Origin of the sequence: Psychrobium sp. nBUS_13 (assembly GCF_051201665.1) — a bacterium.
Classification (GTDB): Bacteria; Pseudomonadota; Gammaproteobacteria; order Enterobacterales; family Psychrobiaceae; genus Psychrobium.
In genome coordinates this window covers 1,312,112-1,327,252 of the sequence record NZ_CP179210.1, presented here as the reverse complement: position 1 = coordinate 1,327,252, position 15,141 = coordinate 1,312,112, and the positions used below count along the sequence as shown (strand labels likewise).

The 15,141-nt window shown below is 43.2% G+C and carries 18 protein-coding genes and 1 pseudogene; 15 read left to right on the top strand and 4 right to left on the bottom strand.

Annotation, left to right across the window (positions count from 1 at the left end):
* Nucleotides 1-17 precede the first annotated feature (17 nt).
* The 4 genes and pseudogenes from ACMAZF_RS06025 to ACMAZF_RS06010 all read right to left on the bottom strand — a co-directional run bounded on the left by ACMAZF_RS06025 (nucleotide 18) and on the right by ACMAZF_RS06010 (nucleotide 2,503).
* On the bottom strand, nucleotides 18-515 hold the full coding sequence (locus ACMAZF_RS06025) for a GNAT family N-acetyltransferase (protein ID WP_435277190.1): 498 nt from the start codon (nucleotides 513-515) through the stop codon (nucleotides 18-20).
* Nucleotides 512-784 (bottom strand): DUF1778 domain-containing protein, encoded by a 273-nt coding sequence (locus ACMAZF_RS06020; protein WP_435276529.1) that lies wholly within the window; start codon nucleotides 782-784, stop codon nucleotides 512-514. The genes ACMAZF_RS06025 and ACMAZF_RS06020 overlap by 4 nt, the downstream gene beginning before the upstream one ends.
* 118 nt (nucleotides 785-902) lie before the next feature.
* Nucleotides 903-2,375: pseudogene (locus ACMAZF_RS06015) on the bottom strand (AMP-binding protein); the annotation flags it as partial.
* On the bottom strand, nucleotides 2,327-2,503 hold the full coding sequence (locus ACMAZF_RS06010) for an acetyl-coenzyme A synthetase N-terminal domain-containing protein (RefSeq protein ID WP_435277189.1): 177 nt from the start codon (nucleotides 2,501-2,503) through the stop codon (nucleotides 2,327-2,329). The pseudogene ACMAZF_RS06015 and the gene ACMAZF_RS06010, both read right to left, overlap by 49 nt.
* A 232-nt stretch (nucleotides 2,504-2,735) precedes the next feature.
* Here ACMAZF_RS06010 and ACMAZF_RS06005 point away from each other — a divergent pair, with 232 nt between their 5' ends.
* The 15 genes from ACMAZF_RS06005 (at nucleotide 2,736) to ACMAZF_RS05935 (ending at nucleotide 15,050) form a co-directional block, all read left to right on the top strand.
* The gene (locus ACMAZF_RS06005; protein WP_435276528.1) at nucleotides 2,736-3,122 is read left to right on the top strand and encodes a MerR family transcriptional regulator; all 387 of its coding nucleotides are present in this window, start codon (nucleotides 2,736-2,738) and stop codon (nucleotides 3,120-3,122) included.
* A 26-nt stretch (nucleotides 3,123-3,148) separates the two neighbouring features.
* The gene (locus ACMAZF_RS06000) at nucleotides 3,149-4,318 is read left to right on the top strand and encodes an isovaleryl-CoA dehydrogenase (RefSeq protein WP_435276527.1); all 1,170 of its coding nucleotides are present in this window, start codon (nucleotides 3,149-3,151) and stop codon (nucleotides 4,316-4,318) included.
* A 78-nt stretch (nucleotides 4,319-4,396) separates the two neighbouring features.
* Nucleotides 4,397-6,004 carry a carboxyl transferase domain-containing protein gene (locus ACMAZF_RS05995; protein WP_435276526.1) on the top strand — a complete coding sequence of 536 codons (1,608 nt, stop codon included), beginning with the start codon at nucleotides 4,397-4,399 and terminating at the stop codon, nucleotides 6,002-6,004.
* 9 nt (nucleotides 6,005-6,013) lie between these two features.
* Nucleotides 6,014-6,145, top strand: a complete 132-nt coding sequence (locus tag ACMAZF_RS05990) for a hypothetical protein (protein WP_435276525.1) — start codon at nucleotides 6,014-6,016, stop codon at nucleotides 6,143-6,145.
* A gap of 9 nt (nucleotides 6,146-6,154) precedes the next feature.
* Nucleotides 6,155-6,286, top strand: a complete 132-nt coding sequence (locus tag ACMAZF_RS05985) for a hypothetical protein (protein ID WP_435276524.1) — start codon at nucleotides 6,155-6,157, stop codon at nucleotides 6,284-6,286.
* Nucleotides 6,287-6,295: 9 nt separating this feature from the next.
* A complete protein-coding gene (locus ACMAZF_RS05980; protein ID WP_435276523.1) occupies nucleotides 6,296-7,093 on the top strand; it encodes an enoyl-CoA hydratase/isomerase family protein in 798 nt (265 codons plus the stop codon).
* A gap of 8 nt (nucleotides 7,094-7,101) precedes the next feature.
* The gene (locus ACMAZF_RS05975; protein ID WP_435276522.1) at nucleotides 7,102-9,096 is read left to right on the top strand and encodes an acetyl/propionyl/methylcrotonyl-CoA carboxylase subunit alpha; all 1,995 of its coding nucleotides are present in this window, start codon (nucleotides 7,102-7,104) and stop codon (nucleotides 9,094-9,096) included.
* Nucleotides 9,097-9,098: 2 nt separating this feature from the next.
* Entirely contained in the window at nucleotides 9,099-10,004 is a 906-nt protein-coding gene (locus ACMAZF_RS05970; protein WP_435276521.1) for a hydroxymethylglutaryl-CoA lyase, read from the top strand.
* Nucleotides 10,005-10,149: 145 nt separating this feature from the next.
* Nucleotides 10,150-10,851 carry a CoA transferase subunit A gene (locus ACMAZF_RS05965; protein ID WP_435277188.1) on the top strand — a complete coding sequence of 234 codons (702 nt, stop codon included), beginning with the start codon at nucleotides 10,150-10,152 and terminating at the stop codon, nucleotides 10,849-10,851.
* A gap of 2 nt (nucleotides 10,852-10,853) precedes the next feature.
* Nucleotides 10,854-11,510, top strand: coding sequence for a 3-oxoacid CoA-transferase subunit B (locus ACMAZF_RS05960; protein ID WP_435276520.1), 657 nt, complete (start codon nucleotides 10,854-10,856; stop codon nucleotides 11,508-11,510).
* Between the two features lie 148 nt (nucleotides 11,511-11,658).
* The gene (locus ACMAZF_RS05955; protein WP_435276519.1) at nucleotides 11,659-12,267 is read left to right on the top strand and encodes a FlgO family outer membrane protein; all 609 of its coding nucleotides are present in this window, start codon (nucleotides 11,659-11,661) and stop codon (nucleotides 12,265-12,267) included.
* Complete coding sequence (locus ACMAZF_RS05950; RefSeq protein ID WP_435276518.1) at nucleotides 12,260-12,895, top strand: FlgO family outer membrane protein; 636 nt, start codon at nucleotides 12,260-12,262, stop codon at nucleotides 12,893-12,895. The genes ACMAZF_RS05955 and ACMAZF_RS05950 overlap by 8 nt, the downstream gene beginning before the upstream one ends.
* Before the next feature lie 23 nt (nucleotides 12,896-12,918).
* A complete protein-coding gene (locus ACMAZF_RS05945; protein ID WP_435276517.1) occupies nucleotides 12,919-13,512 on the top strand; it encodes a FlgO family outer membrane protein in 594 nt (197 codons plus the stop codon).
* Nucleotides 13,513-13,719: 207 nt separating this feature from the next.
* Nucleotides 13,720-14,325, top strand: a complete 606-nt coding sequence (locus tag ACMAZF_RS05940) for a hypothetical protein (RefSeq protein WP_435276516.1) — start codon at nucleotides 13,720-13,722, stop codon at nucleotides 14,323-14,325.
* A 221-nt stretch (nucleotides 14,326-14,546) separates the two neighbouring features.
* Nucleotides 14,547-15,050 (top strand): DUF4402 domain-containing protein, encoded by a 504-nt coding sequence (locus tag ACMAZF_RS05935; RefSeq protein WP_435276515.1) that lies wholly within the window; start codon nucleotides 14,547-14,549, stop codon nucleotides 15,048-15,050.
* Nucleotides 15,051-15,141 lie beyond the last annotated feature (91 nt).

Genomic DNA, 15,141 nt, shown 5'->3' with positions numbered 1-15,141 from the left:
GAGTACATTGATTCTCCCTACTCCAAACTCGCCCTAACATCTGCAATAGTAATAAACAGCTTATTCTCTGCATCTTGAAACGCTCGAAAGCCATAATTTTCGTAAAACTGCTTAGCGCCATCTTTAGCGTCAACAATTACAACTGGAAACGCAACGCTATCACTGGCAGCAAGCAACTTGCGTAGTGCGTCGATTAACAGCCATTCACCAAATCCATTTCCTTTGTAGCGCTGGTCAACAGCGAGGCGTGCAATGAGGCCGCCAGAGGTGGACGATTGATGTTTCTTCTGTAATTTATCTGGCAGAGCTTTTAGATCGATTGGCGTCATTGTTAGTGTATAAAAGCCGATGATGTTTGAGACATTGCTATCTTCTTCCAACACAAAGGTTCTGGTGTTGTCTTTCTTCGCTTGCTGACTTGCCATTACTTTCAAATAATTGTTTAACGCATCGCTACCACAATCAAAGCGGCTTCTGTCATGTTTAGTTTTGTCTAGTAATACCGTGTGCATTATTGCGCTTTACTGTCGTATCGCTGAGCCGCTGCTTTTAGCTTTGAGTTTTCTGTCGCAGGACGATCTAACGCATCCATCAATAACATAGCATCGGCTTGACTGAGTTTTAAGGCTTGCTCACGTTCAATGATTTGCTTAGCTTTTTCAACCGCAGCGCTTAGTACAAAAGAGTTAATACTAGACATACCAGCGATTGCTGTCGCTTTATTCAATAACTCTTGGGTATCAACATCAACCCTAGCGGTGATGCGCGGTAAAGTAGTTGCCATCGTTTAATCTCCTATGTGTCAAAATGTCACATAGGAGATTATGGCTTTAAAATGTGCAATAAGCAATCATCATGTCATTCTGGCACATCGTAAGAAATAAATTTAGCAACAAACAAACCTACAACACCGTCGACAATGTCTCTAACACCGACTCATCTTCAATCGTCGCAGGTACGACAAACTCATCGCCGTTGGCCATTTTCTTCATGGTGGCGCGGAGAATTTTCCCCGAACGCGTTTTTGGTAGCTTCTCAACGCACAATACGCGTTTAAACGCAGCGACTGCGCCGATATGTTCACGCACTAGCGCAATTAATTCGCTACTGACTTCAGCAGGTGTTTTGCTATTAGCGCTGCTAAGGACTACTAATGCTAACGGTAATTCACCTTTTAGCTCGTCATTAACACCAATGACCGCGCCTTCAGCAACGCTTGGATGCTCACATACCACCTCTTCCATGCGCCCTGTCGATAAACGGTGCCCTGCAACGTTAATGACATCATCGATGCGGTTCATGACAAATAGATAATCGTCTTCATCTAAATACCCTGCATCACCGGTGAGGTAATAGCCTTCGATTTGGCTTAAATAAGCGTCATAAAAGCGATCGTTATTATTCCACAGCGTTGGCAATGTGCCCGGTGGTAATCGCAATTTAGCGACAATCATGCCTGACTCGCCTTGTTTTACTTGTTCGCCAAATTCATCGACGATTTGTACATCATAACCCGGTACGGCGCGTGCTGGTGAGCCTGCTTTAACTTCGCTTGGGCAACTACCTAATAAGTTAGATGCCATTGGCCAGCCTGTTTAGGTTTGCCACCAATGATCGATGACTGGAATTTGTAATTGGTCTTGCGCCCAGTGAAGCGTTGCAGGATCGTAGCGCTCGCCCGCTAAGTACAAGGCGTTTAAACAAGATATATCGTATTTCTTAATAAACTCACCATCAGGATCACAGCCACACAGTGCGCGAAATGCTGTGGGTGCGGTGAAGAAAATTTTCACATTGTATTGGCTGATAACACGCCAGAATGTACCCGCATCTGGTGTGCCAATTGGTTTGCCCTCAAACACAACCGTTGCACTGCGGTTGATAAGTGGGCCATCACAAATAAAGGAATGACCGACTACCCAACCGACATCTGACGCTGCCCAAAACACTTCGCCAGGTTTAACGTTGTAAACATGCTTCATCGACCACGCCAGCGCGACAGCATGACCGCCGTTATCACGTACCACGCCTTTTGGCTGACCTGTTGTGCCTTAGGTATACAGAATATAAAGGGGATCGGTAGCGGCAACGTTAACACAACCAACAGGCTCTGCATTTGTGACAGCGTCTAGCCAATCGACATCGCGACCCGCTGTCATATCTGCAACTAACTGCGGTCGTTGCAAAACGATGGTATGCGCTGGTTTATTTTGTGACAGCTCAATGGCTTCATCCAATAATGGCTTGTAAGCCACTAAACGGTTTGGCTCAATGCCACAGGACGCGCTTAAAATAAGTTTAGGTTTTGCATCATCAATACGGGTTGCTAGCTCTGGCGCCGCAAAACCGCCAAACACCACAGAATGAATAGCGCCATGCTGTCATCTAAGATTTGCGTTGCTTCTTTATGCCAACTAATCGCCTTTGCTGCTTCGCCCCAATATTGCTCGGGGTTGTCGATGGCTTGCTGTTTTAACGTTTGATAATCGATGTGCTCAGTCATTGTTTTTATTCTCATTATTACGATCAAGATTGACTATAACTAACACGTTAAAGATAAGGTTAAATATTAGACTTATTGTTGATAGTAAGAAAAAACCGCTTAAATGCTTGATATGCACAGGCTATCTCCATTAGTCTAACCAATCAAAAGTAGTAGCGGAGTGTGGAGTTTCAAATAAATCTTTACCTTTACGTAAACTTCAAGTACCGTATAGAAAATTCAGGAGCAATGTATGATCGATTCACAAAAAACATTTTCAATTAGCGATTTATCTAAGGAGTTTGATGTTACAACTCGTAGTATTCGTTTCTATGAAGATCAAGGGTTAATGAAACCAACCCGCCGTGGACAGACTCGCATTTATAGCCCGCAAGATCGCGTGCGCCTGAAACTAATTTTACGCGGTAAACGCCTTGGCTTCTCACTAGCTGAAACAAGACGTTTATTCGACTTATACGACGCCGACCGCTCAAGCGTTCAGCAACTACATACCATGCTGTATTTAATTGATGAAAAGAAACAACATCTACAGCAGCAAATGGAAGATATTACTGTAGTGCTGATGGAATTGAGTTCGGTAGAGACTCGCTGTCGCAGCGAATTAAAAGACTTAAATTAAACCTTAATTGGTCTATGGAGCCCACTATGCTATCAACATTTAGTTCATTAAATTTCAATCACGGCGAAACAATCGATATGTTACGCGATACTGTTAACGCCTTTGCCTGCGACGAAATCGCACCACGCGCTGAGCAGATTGATATCGATAATGAATTTCCAGCCGATTTATGGCGCAAAATGGGTGACATGGGCCTATTAGGTATCACGGTTGCTGAAGAGTTTGGCGGCGTAGATATGGGTTACCTAGCACACATGGTAGCGATGCAAGAAATCAGCCGCGCGTCAGCGTCTGTTGGTCTTAGCTACGGTGCACACTCAAACCTTTGTGTTAACCAAATTCACAAAAACGGTACCCAAGCACAAAAAGAAAAATACTTACCAAAATTGGTCAGCGGCGAGCACATCGGCGCATTAGCAATGAGTGAGCCAAATGCTGGTTCAGACGTTGTTTCGTTAAAACTAAATGCACGTAAAGACGGTGACAAATTCATCTTAAACGGCAACAAGATGTGGATAACCAATGGCCCTGATGCAAACACTTATGTTGTTTACGCCAAAACTGACGTTAATGCAGGTTCACGCGGTATCACTGCATTCATCATCGAGCGCGGTTTCAAAGGTTTCTCTCAAGCACAGAAACTAGACAAGCTAGGCATGCGCGGTTCAAACACTTGTGAATTAGTATTTGAAGACTGTGAAGTACCAGAAGAAAATATTTTAGGCGAGCTAAACGGCGGCGTTAAAGTATTAATGAGCGGTTTAGATTACGAGCGTGTTGTATTAACAGGTGGCCCACTAGGTATTATGGATGCGTGTATGGATCTTGTGGTTCCTTACATTCACGATCGCCAGCAGTTTGGTCAATCAATCGGTGAATTCCAACTTGTTCAAGGCAAGATTGCTGACATGTACACCCAAATGAACGCGGCTAAGTCATACGCTTACGCAGTAGCACAGTCTTGTGATCGCGGTGAAACAACCCGTAAAGACAGCGCAGGTATCATCTTATACAGCGCCGAGCTAGCTACTAAAATGGCGCTAGATGCGATTCAACTACTTGGTGGTAACGGTTACATCAATGAATTCGCAACAGGTCGTCTACTACGTGACGCCAAGCTTTATGAAATCGGTGCGGGTACTTCTGAAATCCGCCGTATGTTAATTGGTCGTGAGTTATTTAACGAATCTAAATAATCCATTTCTACAGCATATACCTAACGGTGCAATCTTCTTTTAGCACCGTTACCTTTAACAAGGTAAAGGAGCCCCTTCGTGACTATTATCTCAAGTAAAATCAATACCCGCAGCCAAGAGTTCATTGACAAAAGTAATGCAATGCAAGCCTTGGTTGATGAATTAAATACCAATGTTGAAATCCTTAAAAAAGGCGGCGGCGAAGTAGCACAAGAGCGCCATCAATCGCGCGGGAAAATGCTTGCTCGTGATCGCGTAAACACGCTAATTGACGCTGGCAGCCCATTTTTAGAATTAAGCCAATTTGCCGCATGGCAATGTTATGAAGATTACGTGCCTTGTGCCGGCGTTGTTACTGGTATTGGCCGCGTAGCTGGTGTTGAATGTATGATTGTTGCTAACGACGCAACAGTTAAAGGCGGTACTTATTACCCCCTAACCGTTAAAAAGCATTTACGTGCCCAAGACATCGCTGAACGTTGTCATCTGCCGTGTATCTACCTTGTTGATTCAGGCGGTGCTTTCTTACCTCGTCAAGATGACGTATTCCCAGATCGCGATCATTTTGGCCGTATCTTCTTTAATCAAGCGAACATGTCTGCCCAAGGTATTCCACAAATTGCGTCGGTAATGGGCCTTTGTACTGCAGGTGGTGCTTACGTACCAGCAATGGCGGACGAGTCTATTATCGTTAAAGAGCAAGGCACTATCTTCCTTGCTGGTCCACCGCTTGTTAAAGCGGCCACGGGTGAAGTGGTTAGCGCAGAAGACTTAGGTGGCGCAGACGTGCATACAAAAATCTCTGGTGTGAGCGATCACTACGCGCAAAACGATGAACACGCAGTGCAACTTGTACGCCAAGCAATTAAACGTATTAATCACGTTAAAAAGCCAAATCTAAGTGTATTACCAACAGTTGAGCCACTGTTTGATGCCAAAGAATTATACGGCATTGTTGGTACCGATCTCAAAAAGCCATTTGATGTTAAAGAAGTGATTGCCCGCGTTGTTGATGGCTCTGATTTTGATGAGTTCAAACAATATTACGGTTCGACTCTTGTGTGTGGCTTCGCCCGCATTCACGGTTACCCTGTAGGCATTGTGGCTAACAACGGTATTCTATTCTCAGAGTCGGCGCAAAAAGGCGCGCACTTTGTTGAACTGTGTTGTCAGCGCAAAATTCCATTAGTGTTCTTACAAAACATCACTGGCTTCATGGTAGGTCAAAAATACGAGCACGAAGGTATCGCGAAACACGGTGCGAAAATGGTAACAGCGGTTTCTTGTGCCAAGGTGCCTAAATTTACCGTTCTTATCGGTGGTAGCTACGGTGCAGGTAACTACGGCATGTGTGGCCGAGCTTACGATCCAACCATGATGTGGATGTGGCCTAATTCGCGTATCTCGGTAATGGGCGGCGAGCAAGCTGCTGGCGTACTAACCCAAGTTCGTCAAGATGGTTTAGCCCGTAAAGGCGAAAGCATGAGTGACGAAGAAGTCGAGAAATTCAAAAAGCCGATTATCGACCAATACGAAGAGCAAGGTAATCCATATTACGCCAGCGCCCGTTTATGGGACGATGGCATTATCGATCCAGCGCAAACCCGTCAAGTACTTGGCCTAGCCATCAGTGCATCGCTTAACAAAGAAATCGGAGATACCAAGTTCGGTATCTTTAGAATGTAGGGGGCTGACGTGAAAGATACGACAAATTATCAAGATAAAAATGACGTAATTCGAATGCCAATAACTGACATCAGTGCATACAATGCCTCTTCAATAAACAAAGAAATCGGAGATACCAAGTTCGGTATCTTTAGAATGTAGGGGGCTGACGTGAAAGATACGACAAATTATCAAGATAAAAATGACGTAATTCGAATGCCAATATCTGACATCAGTGCATACAATGCCTCTTCAATAAACAAAGAAATCGGAGATACCAAGTTCGGTATCTTTAGAATGTAGGAGCTGGCGATGACTCAATATGTAAATACTCAAATTGACAGCGGTGTTGCCACTATCACTATGCTACGCGAAGACGTTCATAACGCCTTTGACGATGTGATGATCGCACAACTTATTAGTGCCTTTGGCGGTGCAATTAGCAATGATGACGTACGCGTTATCGTGTTGCGCTCAACGGGAAAAAACTTTTCAGCGGGTGCCGATCTTAACTGGATGCGCTCAATGGCGAAGAAAAACTATCAAGAAAACCTTGATGATGCCGGTGAGCTAGCCAACTTAATGAAAACTATCGCCACTTCACCAAAGCCAACGATGGCCTTGGTGCAAGGTGCAGCCTTTGGCGGCGCAGTAGGCCTAGTAGCTTGTTGTGACATTGCCGTTGCTACTGAGCGAGCGAGCTTTTGTTTAAGTGAAGTTAAAATTGGCCTTATCCCAGCCGTTATCAGCCCATATGTGGTTGCAGCAATGGGACAACGTCAAGCGCAGCGTTATTTCTTAACGGCTGAGCGCTTTAAAGCTGACAAAGCGTGTGATTTTGGTTTAGTTCATGAAGTCTGCGCCGATGGTGAATTAGATAATGCCGCTGCGCCAATCATTAAATCGTTACTTGGCAACAGCCCTGCGGCAATGACCAGTGCTAAAGAGTTAATTGGTTTTGTAAGCAACGAAAATATTGACGGCACTATCATCGACGGTACATCTGAGCGCATTGCAACTATTCGCGTATCAGAAGAAGGCCAAGAAGGCTTGAGCTCTTTCTTAGAGAAACGTGCACCCAACTGGCTAATTGCCACAAGTGAATCGTAGGAATCATTATGTTTGATAAAATATTAATAGCTAACCGCGGTGAAATTGCTTGTCGCATTATCGAAACAGCTCAGAAAATGGGCGTACGTTGTGTCGCGTTATACTCAGACGCCGACAAAGATGCCCTGCATGTAAAGATGGCTGATGAAGCCTTTCACATTGGCCCATCACCTTCAAAAGACTCATACCTGCGTATGGATCGCATTTTAGACGCTGCTACAGAATCTGGCGCCCAAGCAATCCATCCCGGTTACGGCTTCATGTCTGAAAACGTAGACTTTGCTAAAGCCTGTTTAGACAACAACATTACCTTTATCGGCCCACCTGTTGAAGCTATCGATGCAATGGGGTCGAAAAGTGCCGCTAAAGAAATTATGACAGATGCTGGCGTGCCGCTAGTGCCTGGTTATCACGGTGAGAATCAAGACGAAGCGTTCTTAAAAGAACAATCACTAGCCATTGGTTACCCGCAATTACTTAAAGCGGCTTATGGCGGCGGTGGTAAAGGCATGCGTGTGGTATGGAATAGTGACGAATTCGACAGTGCCCTCGCCTCAACGAAACGTGAAGCAACAGCAAGTTTTGGCAATGACAAGATGCTGATTGAGCGCTACCTTACTAAGCCTCGTCACGTTGAAATTCAAGTATTTGCCGATAATCACGGTAACTGTATTTATTTGTCAGAACGTGATTGTTCAATTCAACGTCGTCACCAAAAAGTAATTGAAGAAGCACCGGCACCAAACTTAAGCGAAGAGATTCGCGTTGCTATGGGTGAAGCCGCTGTTGCCGCTGCTAAAGCCATTAACTATCAAGGTGCGGGTACCGTTGAGTTCTTATTCGACGAAGACGGTTCATTCTACTTCATGGAAATGAACACACGTCTGCAGGTAGAGCACCCAGTCACTGAAATGATCACTGGCCTTGATTTAGTTGGTTGGCAGCTAAAAGTTGCTAACAACGAAAAACTACCACTCGAGCAATCTCAAGTAACCGTTGACGGTCACGCCATTGAAGTTCGTATTTACGCTGAAGATCCTGATAATGAATTTTTACCAGCAACAGGTACATTAAACTATTTACGCCAACCAGAACCATCGAATCACGTACGTGTTGATACTGGCGTTATTCAAGGGGACGAGGTATCGAGCTTTTACGATCCTATGATTGCCAAGCTTATCGTGTGGGACGAAACACGCGATCGCGCTATTGCTCGCATGAACCGCGCGCTAGATGATTATCGTATTGGCGGTTTAAAGACTAACTTAGGTTTCTTGACCAATCTTGTTAACGCACAGCCGTTTAAAGATGTTGAACTAGATACTGGCTTTATCGAAAAGCATGACAAGTTGCTCTTTAGCCCAAAAACAGAAATCTGTTACAAGTCACTAATGCTTGCTTGTTTAGCAACACTGGCTAATGAAGATGCGCCTATAGAACCGCATCGCACGAACGACGACCCATTTTCACCGTGGAATGTTAATAATGGCTGGCGCTTAAACGAACAAGCATCACACCTTGTTGAGCTAACCGATGAACATGACAATAGCCACAGCGTGCGCGTTGGTGTTGAAGGTAACAATTATGTCTTTAACTTTGATGGCGAGCGTTTTGATGCTACAGCAAGTATTAATGGCGATCACTTAGTGGCAACCATCAATGGTCACAAAACAAGCCTGTTGTTTGATGTAACTAGCGAACAAGTCACCTTGTTCATTAAACAAGATGTCCATCACTTTACTCGTAAATCGACGACGAACGCCGGTTTTGATGTTGATGAAAGTGAAGGTAAATTAACAGCGCCAATGAACGGTACTATCGTTGAAGTACCTGTTTCGGCGGGACAAAAAGTTAGCGAAGGCGACGTATTAGTGATTATGGAAGCCATGAAAATGGAATACTCAATCACAGCAACACATGATGGCGTAGTGAGCGAAGTGTACTTTGCCGCTGGCGACATGGTGAAAGATGGCGACCAACTTGTTGAGTTAGCTGAGGAATAATCATGAGTTTACCTAACAAAGTTCGCATCGTTGAAGTAGGCCCACGTGACGGCCTACAAAACGAAAAAACTGTCGAGCTAAGCGATAAAATTGCACTCGTTAATGCCTTGAGCGACACGGGTCTAGATTACATTGAAACAGGCGCATTTGTGTCACCTAAATGGGTGCCACAAATGGCAGAAAGCCGCGATGTATTTGACGCAGTTAAGCGCAAAGACGGCATTACCTATGCGGCGCTTACGCCAAACGTTAAAGGCCTTGAAGCCGCTATTGCCGCAGGCGCAACAGAAGTTGCCGTGTTTGGTGCTGCTTCTGAAAGCTTTAGCCAAAAAAATATTAACTGCACCATCGATGAGTCACTTGAGCGTTTTGAGCCTGTGATGGAAATGGCCAAAGAGCACAACATCAAAGTACGCGGTTATGTATCTTGCGTACTAGGCTGTCCCTATGAAGGCGATATCGATGTAAACAAAGTGGCGGATGTCGCTAAAAAATTACTCGACATGGGCTGTTACGAAATCAGCCTTGGTGACACCATCGGTGTGGGTACGCCAATGGCAGTAAAGGCAATGCTTGAAGCCGTTACTACCAAAGTACCTCTTGATCGCATTGCCGTTCACTTCCATGATACCTACGGTCAAGCGCTAGCCAATATTTTTAGCGCACTGCAAATGGGCGTAGCAACAGTCGATAGTGCCGTTGCTGGTCTTGGTGGTTGTCCATACGCTAAAGGCGCATCGGGTAACGTAGCCACTGAAGAGCTTATTTATATGCTCAACGGCCTTGGCATCGAACACGGTGTTGATTTAGAGAAATTGACACGCGCAGGCTGGGCGATTAGCGACGCGCTAAATCGTACACCAAGTTCGAAAGTATCATTGGCGCTAAAAGCCAATTGTAAAGAGTAATAACTGATAGAAAGTGATGCGCAGAAAAAATCGCCAAAGACAAGGCGCTTGAATGAGCAATAGCTCGCTATTGTGATTGAAAGCAACGCCGTATTAGGCGATTTTAACAAGCATAAAATCAAAAATTGTTTAAAAGGAGCTCATGGTGGCTGGTTTAAATAAAGTAGTAGAAACATATGACCAAGCATTAGCTGGTTTAACCGATGACATGACCCTAATGGTCGGCGGATTCGGTTTATGTGGTATCCCTGAAAATCTTATTATCAAAATGCAGGAAATGGGCGTTAAGGGCTTAACTTGTATTTCGAACAACGCCGGCGTGGATGACTTCGGTTTAGGTTTGTTATTACAAAAGAAACAAATCGCACGTATTTACGCGTCTTACGTTGGTGAAAACGCTCTGTTTGAACAGCAAATGCTAAGTGGTGAATTAGACGTTATTTTAACCCCGCAAGGTACTCTCGCTGAAAAAATTCGCGCTGGTGGTGCTGGCATTCCAGCATTCTTTACCGCAACAGGGTATGGCACGCCAGTTGCTGAAGGTAAAGAAACCCGTGAAATCGATGGTCGTCATTACGTATTAGAGCCATCGCTTACCGCTGACTTTGCCCTAGTTAAAGCATGGAAAGCCGATACCATGGGTAATCTAGTTTACCGCAACACAGCAATGAACTTTAACCCAATGATGGCGACTGCTGGTAAAATAACGGTTGTAGAAGTAGAAGAGATTGTACCTGCGGGAACATTAGATCCAAACCACATTCACACACCTGGTATTTACGTAAACCGCGTTATTAAAGGCAACTTTGAAAAACGTATCGAACAGCGCACGACGAGAGAGGCATAATCATGGCATTATCAAGAGAACAAATTGCTAGCCGTATCGCTCAAGAGCTACAAGATGGTTTTTATGTCAACCTAGGTATCGGTATTCCGACGTTAGTGGCTAACTATATTCCTGAGGGCATGGAAGTGATGCTGCAATCGGAAAACGGCCTGTTAGGTATGGGACAATTCCCAACGGAAGATGAAGTTGACGCTGATTTAATTAACGCCGGTAAACAAACCGTTACTATGGCAACTGGCGCATCGTTATTCTCATCAGCAGAGAGTTTTGCGATGATCCGCGGCGGTCACGTTGACTTAACCGTACTAGGTGCATTTGAAGTTGATGTAAGTGGTAATATCGCGTCATGGATGATCCCAGGCAAGCTTATCAAAGGCATGGGCGGCGCCATGGATTTAGTGGCTGGCGCAGATAACATCATCGTAACCATGATGCACGCTGATAAAAAAGGAAATTCAAAAATCCTTGATGCCTGTACCCTGCCCCTAACTGGCGCACAATGTATCAAAAAAGTAGTGACTGATTTAGCGGTACTTGAAATCAAAGACGGCGCTTTCCACCTACTTGAACGCGCACCAGATGTGTCGGTTGAGGAAATCATTGAGAAGACTGCTGGTAAATTAATTGTGCCTGATAATGTGAAAGTGATGGACGTTTAGTTTTCCACTCCATTAGCAGCGCAATTTTTAAGGGCGATATTTTTCGCCCTTTTTATCATCTGAACCATCTCACCATTCAAATCTTTACACTGGCATATAATTTGCTTTATCCCAAGCAGTCTATCAACGTTGCTCACATGGAGCCATAATGAACTTAAAAATGTCTATCATGGCCTTTGCCCTACTCACTTTAAGCGGTTGCCAAACCTTTGACACCATTGTTGGCAAAAAAGAGCCAATGGAGCAGCCTGTTGAAACGGCAATAACGTCAATTAGCCACCAGCTGATCACCAACTCAAGCTTTGACATTGCGGACAAACGCATCGTTTCATCGACATTTGTTTGGTCTGACACGCTAACGTCAGTCAGTAAAGACAGCGAGCTGATGGAACTGGGCACGATTTTACAAGAAAGTATTATCACTTCTTTGACCCAAGCTGGCGGTGATGTACGTGAAATTAAATCTGCTAATGCCATTCAATTAAACATGGGTGGTGAATTTATTCTAAGTAGAGATATTGAAAGAGTCGCCCATAATACACAAGCTGATTATGTGTTAACGGGGATCATGACGCCAACCGATTATGGAACCGTAGTCAACGCCAAACTAATCAATTTACATAATAAACGCGTTGTTGCCGCAGCTCGGCAAGTTATTGCCATAACACCGGATATTAGAACGTCTGAGAATTCGTCTACGTTTAAAGATGGGCTGCTTTATCGCAACCATCAAAATCAAGGAAATCACGATGAATAAACTTAATTATCTACTATTTGCTGGCGCGTTGTCTGCAGGCTGCACTTTAATGCCATCAGAAACGATGCATATGAAAAAGGAAATGGTTGCTGAACATCGTGCGAAAGAGTTATCGACCTATGAAAAAAAGCCCCTGGTTAATAACGTCAATCAATATACTAAGTGGTTGATACAAGATTTGTTTTCGAATGTCGATTCTCCTGATAATAGTCATGTGATTGCTGTTGCAAACTTTGCGCTACTTGATTCTGATTTAAAACGCACCAATCATTTTGGCCGTCAATTAAATGAAGCCATTATGCATGAGACAAATCGAACTGGTTATTCAGTGGTTGACCTAAAATCGACTGGCCGCCTGCAATTTACTGATAAAGGCGACATATTCTGGCACAGTGAACAAATCGACGAAGTAACAGGAAATCTTGATATCAACTTTGTTATCACAGGCACCATGACTAGACATCAAGGTGGTTACCTAATCAATGCAAGAATTATCGACGTAAATACCAATGCGCTGATGTCTTCATCACAAATTTTAGTTCCAAATGACGTCGTTGATGCAGTATTGAAAGAAGATGACAATGAACACAAGGGATTTCCAATTATCGCAAGCGGCGACTCGCTCTAATTACCAATTTTTAAGAGGCCAATATGATGGCATTAAACATTCGAAAGTTAACCGTTTTAGCACTTTTAACGAGTGTTTTAGGGGCTTGTACTCATACAGTTAAACTGCAAACTGATAACGAACATCCATTGCGTACGGCAACGTCAGTACAAACAACCTCGCAAATTATTCCAGAGCCTTCTTTTCATACCCATAGCCAAGTTGAAGACTATACCGACTCTATCGCAGCCCAGATAATGATTCGCGCGACTGCTGACTTAAAAACTGATCTTATGGCGGTCACATCATTTGGCTACCGAGCTCGTGACAATGAAGACAATCATCAGTTGAGCTATCAATTGAGTCAAAGTATTGGTCAGCAATTACAACCTTACGGCATTCGTGTCATTAATGCTTACCAAACGACAGATTTAGAATACTTAGACGCAACCGGCCTATTATTAAACGATGATGCTAAGAGTTCATTAAACGCATTAGGTGCGAAAACAGCGTTAACGGGTGTTATTACCTCAAATGAACGTGGATTGTTGATTCAAGTTAAGGTTTTAGACATTAATTCAAAAGAAATGATTTCAAGCGCCAATCGTTTTATTCCTTATTATTCATTTAATCAATAACTTAAATAACTAGGTCAGGTTAAGTCAAAATAAGTAGCATTTTGTTACTACATACTATAGTTAAGTAAAACTTTATATTTAAAAATATTAGCTAAAATGCTAAAGATTAAATATTAACTGTGATATAGCGAACGACTTCATATTCTTTTAGAAACTCGTTTGTTCATAGAATATCTTCTATTACTTTACTTAATATGAAACGAAAAAATGATGATAAAGAACAAATTAACACGCATCATAGCCGCGACTGCATTATCCACAGCAGTTATCTCAGGTGTTTCAATTGCAGAAACGGGTAACGGCACAGCGAGTGTTGAAGTAAAAAACTCATTTGATGTAGCTCAAACTACACCACTAAGTTTTGGTCAAATTGTTGCAATTGCAACGGATTTAACTGGTGGCGCAGATAAAGCGACATTAACTGTAAACTCTGACGGTTCTACGGCAGATGTTATCGTTGATGGTACTTTGGCTTCAATCGTTTCAATTACGACTGGTACAGCTGGTACTTTTACAGTATCAGGCGCAGCGCCAAACACAGTACTAACTATTGGTTCAATTTCAGATTTTAAACTGACTGATCCGTCAGGTACCGATTCAAAAGAATTTGACGTGACTAATTTAACAACGTCTGTAGTTACTTCTGGTTCGCCATTTACTTATGACACTGACGCTACTGGTACATTAGTATTTAACGTGGGCGCGACACTTGAAACAGACACTACAGGTACAACAGCGTCAGGTAGTGAAGTTGTAATTCCATACGAAAATGTAACCTTTACTGGTACTTACACTGTAAGCGTAGATTACTAAGTAGGAATCATCTAAACTCTCATTATGAATGAGAGTTTATACCAATTGCATTAAGTAAGTGATCTTGTTGTGCGTAGAGAAAATCAGCTAAAACAAGGCGCTCGATTGACTAATAGCTGGCTATTAGGATTGAGAGCAACGCCATTTTAGTTAATTTTAACAAGTACAAGTGGGCAAATATTTAATGCAATTGGTATTCGATGCCATTTATTTAACGTTTTATGATTTTTAAATTACCAAGTCACCCAATCAATTTTACGCACAAAATAGCTATATTTCCTCTATTACTCTGTTTCTGCTTTTCTCTCAATGCTGGCGATATACGAGAAGTTAAACCGCTTAATTTTGGTGTCATTGCTTTGAAAGATAATAACGCAAGTTATAGCATGCGAATTACCTTTGCTGGACAAATTCAAACAGACCCAGCCATTGTAGTTATTGAACCGGGTCATCCAGCACAATATGAGTTAACCGGGTTTACGGCAAATACTCCGTTGAATATCACCGTTATAGTCCCTAGCGCACAAACTCAGTTAGCAGGTGCAAGCGATCCCTCAACTAGCCAGTTTACAATCACTGACCATCATACGTTTAGCCCTATCATCAGTACTGACAATCTGGGTAACGCCATTGTAAATGTAGGTGCGACCTTAACAACATCTGGCAGTGGTTTTTATAAAGACGCTACTTATTTCAGTCCCATGACAATAATGGTTAACTACTAGAATGAAACACTTTCGCTGTAATAGCCTAAGTAAAACAAGGATATAATAATTATGTATGCATCGCGTGTTAAAGCTCGCAAAAACAAGCTAT